The 12,316-nt window shown below is 39.3% G+C and carries 9 protein-coding genes; all 9 read left to right on the top strand.

Annotation, left to right across the window (positions count from 1 at the left end; genetic code table 11):
- Positions 1-322: 322 nt before the first annotated feature.
- The 9 genes from KBP50_RS10070 to rsmB all read left to right on the top strand — a co-directional run bounded on the left by KBP50_RS10070 (position 323) and on the right by rsmB (position 12,259).
- Complete coding sequence (locus KBP50_RS10070; RefSeq protein WP_050352680.1) at positions 323-2,977, top strand: calcium-translocating P-type ATPase, SERCA-type; 2,655 nt, start codon at positions 323-325, stop codon at positions 2,975-2,977.
- Between the two features lie 265 nt (positions 2,978-3,242).
- Positions 3,243-4,127 (top strand): YicC/YloC family endoribonuclease, encoded by an 885-nt coding sequence (locus KBP50_RS10065; RefSeq protein ID WP_050352681.1) that lies wholly within the window; start codon positions 3,243-3,245, stop codon positions 4,125-4,127.
- Positions 4,128-4,917: 790 nt separating this feature from the next.
- Positions 4,918-5,181: an extracellular matrix/biofilm regulator RemA gene (gene remA / locus KBP50_RS10060; protein WP_050352682.1), complete on the top strand. Its 264-nt coding sequence runs from the start codon at positions 4,918-4,920 to the stop codon at positions 5,179-5,181.
- Positions 5,182-5,192: 11 nt separating this feature from the next.
- Positions 5,193-5,810 (top strand): guanylate kinase, encoded by a 618-nt coding sequence (gmk, locus tag KBP50_RS10055; protein WP_050352683.1) that lies wholly within the window; start codon positions 5,193-5,195, stop codon positions 5,808-5,810.
- Positions 5,807-6,022 (top strand): DNA-directed RNA polymerase subunit omega, encoded by a 216-nt coding sequence (gene rpoZ, locus KBP50_RS10050; RefSeq protein WP_128743481.1) that lies wholly within the window; start codon positions 5,807-5,809, stop codon positions 6,020-6,022. Before gmk ends, rpoZ begins: the two co-directional genes overlap by 4 nt.
- A 296-nt stretch (positions 6,023-6,318) precedes the next feature.
- Entirely contained in the window at positions 6,319-7,533 is a 1,215-nt protein-coding gene (gene coaBC, locus KBP50_RS10045) for a bifunctional phosphopantothenoylcysteine decarboxylase/phosphopantothenate--cysteine ligase CoaBC (RefSeq protein WP_050352685.1), read from the top strand.
- Positions 7,530-9,938: a primosomal protein N' gene (gene priA / locus KBP50_RS10040; RefSeq protein WP_050352686.1), complete on the top strand. Its 2,409-nt coding sequence runs from the start codon at positions 7,530-7,532 to the stop codon at positions 9,936-9,938. The genes coaBC and priA overlap by 4 nt, the downstream gene beginning before the upstream one ends.
- A 21-nt stretch (positions 9,939-9,959) precedes the next feature.
- Positions 9,960-10,901: a methionyl-tRNA formyltransferase gene (gene fmt / locus KBP50_RS10035; protein WP_050352687.1), complete on the top strand. Its 942-nt coding sequence runs from the start codon at positions 9,960-9,962 to the stop codon at positions 10,899-10,901.
- Positions 10,902-10,906: 5 nt separating this feature from the next.
- On the top strand, positions 10,907-12,259 hold the full coding sequence (gene rsmB / locus KBP50_RS10030; protein WP_050352688.1) for a 16S rRNA (cytosine(967)-C(5))-methyltransferase RsmB: 1,353 nt from the start codon (positions 10,907-10,909) through the stop codon (positions 12,257-12,259).
- Positions 12,260-12,316: the final 57 nt, after the last annotated feature.

Raw genomic sequence — 12,316 nt, 5'->3', positions numbered from 1 at the left:
AAATAAATCGAATGTTCAATCAATGGAGATTTTCACACATCCTCTACTGATGGTTCGTACCGTAATGGCATGACTTAAAGGCCGCTTACGAAACAAGGCATTTAGGTGCTGTTATCTCCCACTTAGACTTAGATTACCCAACTCCTGAAGTGGAGTCTTACAGCATCTTATATGCGGGACAAAAGAAAGAAGTGAAAGGTTTTACTTGCCAGAATTTTTAATTGCAAGATAGATGTGTAGTCTTAAGTACGCAAGCTGCTAAGAAAATCAAACAATGAACAAAGGTAAATTGTTATAAGGAGAGAATGTGGAGGAATGCACTATGAAATGGTATCAACTTGAGGTGGAAGATGTAGAGAAGCAGTTGCACGTTACGACCAATCGCGGATTATCAGACAAGCAAGTTGAAAAAAGACGTAAGCAATATGGAGAAAATGCTTTACAGGCGCAAAAAAAAGCATCTAAGTGGTTGATTTTTCTAAAACAATTTCAAGATTTTATGGTGCTCGTTCTTTTAGCAGCTACCTTAGTTGCTGGTCTTTTAGGAGAGTATATAGATGCAATCGCAATTATGGTTATTGTACTCGTAAATGGGTGTATTGGCTTTTTTCAAGAGCAAAAAGCAGAGAAATCACTCGATAAGCTCAAAGAGCTATCTGCTCCAATGGCCTATGTACTACGTAATAAGAAATGGGAAAGAATTCCATCCAGGCAAGTGGTTGTTGGAGATATTGTCCGGATTTCAAGTGGTGACCGTATTCCTGCAGATATTCGAATTGTCCGTGCGGATAGTTTGGAAACAGAAGAGTCGGCATTAACCGGAGAGTCGCTACCAGTTTCAAAACATACTCAAGCCATTCAGCGTGCTGCACTCGACGCTCAGGATCAAGTCAATATGGGATTTATGGGAACATTGGTAACGCGGGGAACTGGAATGGGTATCGTTGTAGGTACTGGTATGCAAACAGTGATGGGACAAATCGCTTCCTTGATGGCAAATACAAAAAAAGTGATGACGCCACTAGAACGCAAGCTTGCTGAATTAGGGAAAATTTTAATTGTCATCGCTTTACTTTTAACGGCGCTTGTTGTTGTATTAGGTGTTGTACAAGGTCAGCCTGTCTATACGATGTTTTTAGCAGGTGTATCACTTGCTGTTGCTGCTATTCCTGAAGGATTACCAGCTATTGTGACGGTTGCTTTATCTCTTGGTGTACAACGCATGATAAGAAAGAAAGCAATTGTCCGCAAATTGTCAGCAGTCGAAACGTTAGGTTGTGCTTCCGTCATTTGTTCGGACAAGACAGGTACGATGACTGAGAATAAGATGACAGTAAAAGAATTGCTAATCAATGGAAAACAGCTTTATGTCACTGGTGATGGATATGAATTACAAGGGAATTTTTTTCTCCATGATCAAAAGGTAGAAAACAGCTATCCGCATTTAAGAACGATGCTTTTATACGGCTTGCTTTGTAATCACTCCTCGCTCGTTAAAAAGAAAGGAAAATATGTGATTGACGGTAACCCGACGGACGGAGCGCTGCTAATTGCTGCAAGAAAGTTTGGACTTAGTGATGAAGAGAAAGAAGCATATCGAATTATCAAGGAATTTCCATTTGATTCGGATCGCAAACGGATGAGTGTCATTGTTGAGGACAAACAACAACGCCGATTTTTAATTACGAAAGGTGCTCCAGACATATTATTACCTCGATCGACATATATGTTAGATGAGGAAGGAAAACAGCTTTTAAAAGCAAAAAATCAAGCAACTATCGAACAAGAAATTAATCAGATGGCAGACAAGGCGTTACGAACGCTAGCGATTGCGGTTAAACCAATAAATAAAGATGATCATATAGAATCGCCTGCCTTAGAAAAAGATCTCACCTTTATCGGCGTTTATGGCATGATGGATCCTCCTCGGAAGGAAGTGAAAAAGGCTGTTCAAGAATGCCGAAGTGCTGGTATAAAAACAGTGATGATCACTGGTGATCATGCTAAGACAGCAAGGGCGATCGCACTAAATTTAGAGTTAATGCCTGAAGACGGTAATGTATTGGAAGGGTACCAAATGAATAAAATGTCCCAGCAGGAATTGGAAGCTGTCATCGAGGACGTTTACGTCTTCGCGCGCGTTACACCAGAACACAAATTAAGAATCGTTCATGCTTTTCAAGAAAAGGGACATGTTGTAGCGATGACTGGAGATGGAGTAAATGATGCGCCAGCAATAAAAGCAAGTAATATTGGTATTAGTATGGGACAAAGTGGAACGGATGTAACCAAAGAAGCATCATCGCTTATATTAATGGACGATAATTTCGCGACGATAAAAGCAGCTATTGAAGAAGGGAGAAACATTTACGAGAATATCCGAAAATTTATTCGCTACTTGTTAGCTTCAAATGTTGGAGAAATTCTAGTTATGTTGTTTGCCATGTTGCTTTCATTACCGTTGCCGCTTGTGCCAGTGCAAATTTTATGGGTTAATCTTGTAACGGACGGTTTACCTGCCATGGCATTAGGTATGGATAAGGCAGAAGGAGATGTAATGAAAAAGCGTCCGAGGAGTATACATGAGGGAGTCTTTGCTCGTGGACTTGGCTATAAAATCATTAGCAGAGGAATCGTTATAGGAATTGTCACCTTAATCGGGTTTATTATCACGTACCAAAACGACCCTGAACACTTGGTATATGCTCAGACCATTGCTTTTACAACTTTAGTAATGGCACAGTTAATTCACGTATTTGATTGTCGGAGTGAACATTCTATATTTGCTAGAAACCCGTTTGAAAATATCTATCTTGTTTTAGCTGTTCTCTCTTCTCTCCTATTGTTATTAGTTGTCATTTATTGGCAGCCATTGCAGCCAATTTTCCATACTGTATCGCTAAGTTTGCGAGACTGGATGTTAGTTTTGGCATTAAGTGCTATACCTACTGTTTTATTTGGCTTTACTAAAAAGTAATGATTGGTTCAAAAGAGCGTGCCTTCTGATTAGAGGACACGCTCATTTTGCGTGTAAGAAAAGAGGACAAAAGTCCGATGAGACTTGTTGTTGATGAGCGGAAAGTGACGTGGGTTCGAAATGCGGACCCCATTAGAAGCTCATTTAAATACCTGATAGAATCGTCACTTTTGAACAATGTTCCATTTTAAAGTACGATAGTAATTCGTATCTCTTTTCAATAAAATGGAATACAGCGTATAATACATATAGATGGAGTGATTATATGGCAATAAGTATGACAGGATATGGAAGCGCAAAGGTGGCCACAAACCAGTTGCTTTTGACGGTTGAGGTTAAAACCGTAAATCACCGTTATCTTGACATTAGTATGAAACTACCAAACCAATTCGGATTCCTGGAAGAAAACCTTAAAAAAATGCTGCAAATTTACTTTCAAAGGGGGAGAGTGGAACTATATATTCAAATTCATGGAGAAGCGCTCATGCAAAAAACAGTTGAAACAAACTGGGACTTAGTAGAACAGTATATGTCTCAATTACAAGAGATGAAGGAACGTTATCAGCTTGCTGGGGAATTGCCAATAACAGTTATCACCGGCTTCCCCGATGTGTTTTCTGTATCTGAGATAGAAAACGAATTAACTGATGCATGGACTACCATATTGAAGGATGCTGTAAGTGATGCTTGTCAACAAGCATCAGAGATGAGAGAACAGGAAGGTACATCCCTATCAAAGGATTTGCAAGTTCGTATACATAAACTGCAGCAATGTGTAGAAAAAATAAGTGCACGACAGGCTATAGCGTTGACAACATATCGTGAACGAATTCAACGCCGAGTTGCAGAGCATTTTAATGAAGAACCGCTAAAGGATCCGGCAAGATTATATCAGGAAATTGTTTTATTAGCTGACAAAGGCGATATTACAGAAGAGATAACTCGCATGAACAGTCATCTGACGCAGATGAAACAAACATTATCGTTAAGCGGAACGATTGGACGAAAATTAGAATTTATCGCGCAGGAATTGCTTCGCGAAGCAAATACAATCGGTTCAAAATCAGTAGACACGGTTACAAGTGAATATACAATAAATATCAAAAGTGAAATTGAAAAAATAAAAGAACAGGTGCAAAACGTGGAATAATAGTTGTGTTTTCGCCCCCTTTTTACGTATAATGTCAATAAAGGTTGTAAACATGTCCGTACAAATTGCAGTGACAAATGCTTAAAAATATTTCATATCATTGACTATAGCATCTACATGTATAAGATAAATTTAAAAGCGCATGAATGAAAATACTTGCATCTTGATTAGATATTGGGGAATACTACTAAATTATAATCGTTTTTATACAGGAATTATTTATATATATTGGCTCCCCAATGATCCCGTGAATGGACATCTAATCGTATATGAAGTAAATTTCCACTCAGTGGGAAATTTACCTTTATCCCGCATGTAAAGTGCCCGAAGTCTCCCGCTGCAAGGTGCTTGAGTTGATAAAAAAGGGTCTAAGTAGAAAAATAGCCCTAATTGTCTGATCCGTCAGGGGGACACTAAGGGTCATAACCTTGCGTGCTGCTAACATCTCGTAGGAGAACGGGAGAAAGCTCCTACTGAGTAAATTTTATTTGATCTCCTAGTTCCAAAAGGTAGAACAAAGGCTAGTATCACAGAAATTTATAAAAATGCGTTACAGTTGTAGTTCATTTTCCGCGAAAAGAACATTGCATAACTATCGCAGTTTTTACTGGTCCTCGGGCAACGCCTTTGAAGCCGACGTCCGTCACCCTGAATCAATCAGGTATTTCCTTGCTGGTATCATCCACTTCACTTCTTTATATCCGCTAAAACAATAGAAGTTAGAAGTGTTACGGAGCTATAAGAGGCGGATTAAATCTAGAGAGAGATAGAATTATACGGAGGGTTTATATTGAGTTTACGTTTAATTAATATTGGTTTTGGGAATGTTGTTTCAGCGAATCGAGTAATATCAATTGTTTCGCCTGAATCAGCTCCAATCAAACGAATTATTACTGTTGCTCGGGATAACAACAAGTTAGTAGATGCAACTTACGGCAGACGAACAAGAGCAGTTATTATTACGGACAGTGATCATGTAGTGTTGTCTGCAGTTCAGCCTGAAACAGTAGGTCAACGCGTATTAAGTCACGAAGAAATAACGGACGATAATTAGGAGGAAATAATTTGATCGAAGAAAAAGGTATTCTTTTTATTCTTTCGGGGCCTTCCGGAGTTGGAAAAGGAACTGTACGTAAGGCACTTTTCAATCAAGATACGGATTTGAAGTATTCCATCTCGATGACAACCCGTGAAAAACGGCCCGGAGAACGAGAAGGAGTGGATTATTTTTACAAATCCAAAGAAGCTTTTGAAGCACTTATTCAAGAAAATCAACTGTTAGAATATGCGAAATATGTTAATAATTATTATGGTACACCGCGAGAATATGTAGAAGAAATGCTTGAATTAGGTCACGATGTATTTCTTGAAATCGAAGTACAAGGTGCTTTACAAGTTAGAGAAAATTTTCCTGAGGGTGTGTTTATCTTTTTGTTCCCACCTAGTTTAGAAGAACTGAAAAACAGAATTATTCACCGTGGAACAGAATCGCAAGAACTCGTTTTAAACAGACTAAAAGAAGCTAGAAAAGAAATCGAAATGATGGACGCATACGATTATGTCGTTGTAAACGATGATGTTAATCTGGCTGTGAAAAAGATTCAAGCTATTATTCAAAGTGAGCACTTAAAACGTGAGCGTATTGCGAAACAATATAAACAATTATTGGAGGATGAATTATAATGCTAGATCCATCGATTGATTCACTGCTAAGTAAAATCAACTCAAAATATACACTTGTTACGTTGGCTGCTAGACGGGCTAGACAAATTAGTGAAACGAAGAAAGTGTTAATTGATAATCCAAAATCCCATCAATACGTTGGCATGGCGCTGGAAGAAATTCAGGCAGGAAAGTTGTTTCTTGAAGAAGAGGTAGGAAATAGCCCATCCTAAAGGCTCCGTTATCTTAGGGATGCGTAATCCGGTTATCATACTGAAAATGGACTCCCTCGCGAATTTAGTTGCGAGGGATTTTCTGCATATGTCTGGCAAGGAACGTTCTTCCTATAAAAATGCAGGGGAATTTTTATCCTGCATGTAAGTGATGTAAGTCTTCCTTCCACGCTCAAAAAAGGAAAACTGTGTTAGTGCTATCAAGAGAATCGAAATGAATATTTTAGATAGCTTTATAAATGTGTGATGAGTAAAATTTTCCACTCTGTGTACGTCAAAGAAAGGAGAGAGCATCCGTGGTTCATTCCAAAAATATAGTTCTGGGTGTATCTGGAGGTATAGCGGCTTACAAGGCTTGTAGTCTTGCTAGTAAGTTGACGCAAAAAGGAGCAAACGTAAAAGTGGTTATGACAGATAATGCGACGAAGTTTGTTGCACCTTTAACATTTCAAGCTCTATCTCGTAACCCTGTATTTACCGATACATTTGATGAAAAAGATCCAACAAAAATTGCTCATATTGATGTAGCTGATTGGGCGGATATTGTTATCCTTGCCCCAGCAACTGCTAATATTATTGGTAAACTTGCTAATGGAATTGCTGATGATATGTTATCAACCATATTACTTGCTACACAAGCTGCGGTATACATTGCACCTGCTATGAATGTGCATATGTACGCACACCCTGCTGTCATAAAAAACATGCAAACATTAGTTGATTGGGGCTATCATTTTATTGAACCTGGTGCTGGTTATTTAGCTTGTGGTTATGTAGGCAAAGGCCGGTTAGAAGAACCAGCAACGATCATCGAAACAATAGAAGCACACCAACAACAAAAAGAAAACTTATTTTTAACAGGAAAGCACGTGCTCGTTTCTGCTGGTCCTACGCAAGAAAAAATAGATCCAGTCCGTTATTTTACCAATCGGTCTTCTGGGAAAATGGGATTTGCACTAGCGGAAGTCGCTGCTAATGCAGGAGCTTCTGTCACATTAGTTGCCGGACCAAGCCAAGTGCAAATACAGCATGCTCAGATAACGAAAATTGATGTTACGACGGCAGAGGAAATGTATGAATCCATGCTCGAGCACTTTGGTGCAAGTGATATTATCATTAAAGCTGCCGCTGTTGCAGATTATCGTCCCGCCGTTACTTATGAACAAAAAATGAAAAAACAAGCTGGTCCTTTACAAATTCATATGGAACGAACAAGAGATATATTACAAGCTTTAGGTGAGCAAAAAGCTCAGCAATTTCTTGTAGGATTTGCTGCTGAAACAGAGAGACCGATTGAGAATGGACGTAAAAAGCTTGAAAGAAAGAACCTCGATGCCATTGTAATTAATGATATTTCTGCTGATGGTGCAGGGTTTGCCGGAGATACAAATGCAGTAACTTATCTGAATAAACGAGGGAAGACAGAAACGCTTGGTTTAAACACAAAACAAGAGATTGCCAGACAAATTCTCCAACTCATTCATGAGGATGTGGAGGCTCAACGATCGTGAATATAGCAAAAGTAATTGTCGATGTTCCTGCTAGTTCCATCGACCAAACGTTTGACTATCTTATTCCAGAAAAGTTTTCAGATATTGTCGTTGCTGGAGCTCGTGTTATTGTACCATTTGGCCCGAGGAAAGTCATGGGGTTTGTTGTAGAAAAGACAACAGCATCCGAATTTTCCAAGTTAAAGCCTCTTCATGATGTGCTTGATTTCCAACCTGTATTGACAAAAGAACTATTGGAAATTGGAAAATGGCTTGCACGTGAAACGATCAGCTTACAAATAACAACCTTTCAAGCAATGTTGCCACAAGTATTAAAAGCAACTTATAAGAAGGAAATTGTACGTCTTTCAGAAGCACGCTTGTCTGAGGAACTAGAATTGTTGTTTGCAGGTAGAGATATTGTTCCATATGAAGATTTTATTGCTTCAGGAATTCGTTATATTCGACTATCTGAAGCGGTACAAGCTAAAGACGTAGCAATCGAATATGTAGTTCAATCACGCATTACTAAAAAATATCAAACGATCATTCGGCCGGCTAAAGAAATACATCAGCTAGAAGAAGCGGTGTTGGATTTATCCAAACAAGCAAAAAAACAAAAGCAGCTTCTCCAGTTTTTTTTGCAACATCCGCAGCCGGTGGAGAAGCAAGCGTTACTAAAGCAACTAAAAACGAGCGATAACACGTTGAGGGAGCTGCAAAAAAAAGGATTGCTGGAAAGTTTCCAACAAGAGGTTTACCGTGATCCTTATGCACATAGCGACTTTCCGAAAACAGAAGCTTTGAATTTAACAGGACAACAAGCCGAAGCAATCAAGCCAATGAAAGAAACAATTGAAAATGAAAGGCATGCTGTTTTTTTGCTTCATGGTATTACTGGAAGCGGAAAAACGGAAATATATTTACAAGTTATTCAAGCGGTTATTGAAAAAGGCGCCGAGGCAATTGTCCTTGTACCAGAAATATCGTTAACACCGCAGATGGTTAAACGATTTAAAGGAAGATTTGGTTCTAATGTAGCTGTCATGCACAGTGCTTTGTCCGCAGGTGAAAAATATGATGAATGGCGACGTGTACAACGTAAAGAGGTACAAGTGGTTGTGGGGGCAAGATCTGCTATCTTTGCCCCATTCGAAAATTTAGGAGTTATTATTATTGATGAAGAGCATGAATCAACCTATAAGCAAGAAGATCAGCCACGTTACCATGCAAGAGATGTAGCTATTCAACGTGGGCAACACCACAAGTGTCCTGTGATTTTAGGTAGCGCAACTCCCATGCTGGAATCGTATGCTAGAGCAAGTAAGGGAGTCTATCAATTAACAACACTGGATAAGCGAACGAACAATAAAGAACTGCCACCAGTAGAAATTGTGGATATGCGTAAGGAGTTACATGCTGGAAATCGTACGATGTTTTCTAGAACATTAAAAGCGGAAATAGAAGCGTGTTTGCAAAAGGGAGAACAAATCGTACTATTATTGAATCGCAGAGGATATTCTACGTTTGTTATGTGTCGGGATTGTGGTCATGTCAAAGAGTGCCCGCATTGTGATATTGCATTGACGTTTCATAAAAATAGTCATGCATTAAAATGCCATTACTGCTCATACGAAGAACCGATGCCGATACATTGCCCAGAGTGCGGCAGTGATACCATTCGCTATTTTGGGACAGGCACACAAAGAGTCGAGGAAGCATTGGTAAAGTTGATACCTGAGGCTCGGGTTATTCGAATGGATGTAGATACGACAAGAAGAAAAGGGTCGCATGAGAAACTATTGCACCAATTTGCAACGAAGCAAGCCGATATTTTACTAGGAACACAAATGATAGCAAAAGGTCTTGATTTTGAAAATGTTACTTTGGTAGGTGTGTTAACGGCAGATTCGATGTTACACTTACCAGATTTTCGTTCAGCAGAAAAAACGTTTCAAATATTGACGCAGGTGAGTGGACGGGCTGGCCGACATGAACTAAATGGAAAAGTAGTCGTACAAACATATACTCCTGATCATTATAGTATTCAGCTGGCTAGTACGTACGATTACACAAGTTTTTATCAAAAGGAAATGCTAATGCGCAAAACGTTCCACTATCCGCCTTATTTCTTTTTAGCATTAATCACCGTTACACATACAAACCAAGTTAAGGCGATTCAATCCACACAACAAATGGTACAAATGCTATCCAAAGTCGTCCATAAACAAACTATCTTATTAGGACCAACGCCGTCGCCCATTCCGCGTATAAAGAATAGATATCGTTATCAATGCATGATAAAATACAGAAATGAACCGCATTTACAAGATGAACTTCGGAAGATAATGGAGCATTTTTCAGAGCAGATTCGCAAAGATGGTTTGCTAATTTCCATTGATATGCAACCTTATCATTTAATGTAATTATAGAAAGTAGGTAGTCAGATGAAACGAATTGTATTTATGGGTACGCCAGATTTTGCTGTCCCGATTTTAAAAACATTAGTAGCTTCCCCTTATGACGTTGTACTTGTTGTTACTCAGCCAGATCGGCCAAAAGGGAGAAAGCGATTGGTTACTCCGCCTCCAGTCAAGCAGGAAGCCATAAAGCACGATATCCCTGTGTTTCAACCTGAAAAGCTAAAGGATGACTATGAAGCGATACTGGCATATGAGCCCGATTTAATCGTAACCGCCGCTTACGGCCAACTGCTACCTAACAAATTGTTAACTGCACCCCCGTATGGATGTATCAATGTGCATGCTTCACTTCTTCCAGAATTACGAGGTGGTGCACCGATACATTATGCCATTATGCAAGGCAAAACGGAAACGGGCGTTACGATTATGTATATGGTAGAAAAGTTAGATGCAGGAGCTATGCTGACGCATCAAAAAGTAATGATTGAAGAAAATGATCACGTAGGCAGCTTACACGACAAATTGGCTGAAGCGGGTTCACAGTTATTAGAAGAAACCCTTCCTAAGCTTTTTGCTAATGAATTACAGCCAATCGAACAAGAACACGAGCAAGCCAGTTTCGCTCATAATATTAAGCGGGAGCAAGAAGAAATTGATTGGAATCAACCGAGTCGGGTGGTGTATAACCATGTGCGGGGATTACACCCTTGGCCGGTCGCTTATACGATATTTCAAGGGAAACCGATGAAAATATGGTGGGGGGAGCCAATAGATAAAGTTTATGATGGAAAATCTGGAGAAGTCGTTGATAAACCAGATAACAGCTCTTTCATTATTGTTTGTGGCGATAAAAAAGGCTTTCGGGTAACTGAAATACAACCAGCGGGGAAAAAACGAATGACAGTAAAGGACTATTTGCAAGGGAATCCAAATCAAATCCAAATTGGTCAAATAATGGGTGAGTAAACAATATGAACAAGCAAACGGTACGAAGCAAAGCGTTAGATACATTAATACGTATTGAAAAGGATCAAGGATATAGTCATCTGCTCGTCAATCAGGAACTACAGGCTGGAGGCATTCGTTCCAAGGATGAGGGTTTGTTTACGGAAATCGTGTATGGTACAGTACAGCAGCAATTAACGTTGGATTACTATTTAAAACCATTTTTAAAAGGGAAAACAAATCTCGATTTATGGGTTAGAGTTTTGTTGCGAATGTCCATTTATCAGATGGTATTTTTAGACCGTATCCCAGACCATGCGATTATCCATGAAGCGGTGGAAATTGCCAAATCTCGTGGGCATAAAGGGATTGCCTCATTTGTAAATGGTGTTTTACGTGCCATACAACGAAAAGGAGTTCCTTCTATATCTGCGTTAAGCGATGACACAACAAGAATATCCATTGCAACAAGCCACCCGCAATGGTTAGTGGAACGCTGGATGAACCAATATGGGAAAGAGACAACCGAAGCGATGTGTCTTGCAAATACGAAACACAAACCGTTATCTGTTCGCATCCAGCCTTTAAAAATAAGCAGGGGAGAGGCAATCAGGCAGATGGAAGAGAGTGGTTTTAAAGTACACCCTTCCTTTTTCTCGCCACAGGGAATTGTTATTGAAGAGGGAAATGTGTTGAAAAGCAAATGGTTTCAGGAAGGAATGGTGACGATTCAAGATCAATCTTCCATGCTAGTTGCTGAATTACTACAATTAAAACCTGGCATGTCTGTGCTTGATGCTTGCAGTGCACCCGGCGGAAAAGCAACACATATAGCGGAAAAAATGGAGAACCAAGGTCGGATTGATGCATACGATCTTCATGCTAAAAAAGTGAAACTTATCCAGGCAAAGGCAGACGAACTTGATTTATCGATTATCCACCCATCAACAGGAGATGCTCGTAAGTTGCGTGAAAAATACAAAGATGCTACTTTTGATCGAATTTTAATTGACGCCCCTTGTTCTGGATTAGGAGTTATTAGAGGCAAACCAGAAATAAAATATCACAAACGAGAAGAGGATATCGAACGCTTAGCGTCTATACAACAGGAGATACTCGAAACGGTTGCTCCATTATTAAAACAAGAAGGTCGATTAGTATACAGTACATGTACGGTTGACCAACAAGAAAATGAACAGGTTATTCGTGCCTTTTGTGAAAAACATCCTTCCTTTGAAGTTGACCAAACATTTTTTACTGCTTTACCTAAGCCCTTGCATGATTCTGAGGGAATAAGTAAGGAAGGTTTGCAAATCTTTCCGCAGACATTTCAAACAGACGGGTTCTTTATAACACGACTAAAGTTAAAAAATGAATAGATCTACTTCTTTTCTTGACCATATTGTGTAATACTGTAAATGATAAATAACCAGCGA

It is taken from the genome of Virgibacillus pantothenticus (assembly GCF_018075365.1).
Lineage (GTDB): Bacteria > Bacillota > Bacilli > Bacillales > Amphibacillaceae > Virgibacillus > Virgibacillus pantothenticus.
The sequence above is the reverse complement of the archived record's forward strand: the minus strand, read 5'-3'. Positions and strand labels throughout refer to the sequence as shown.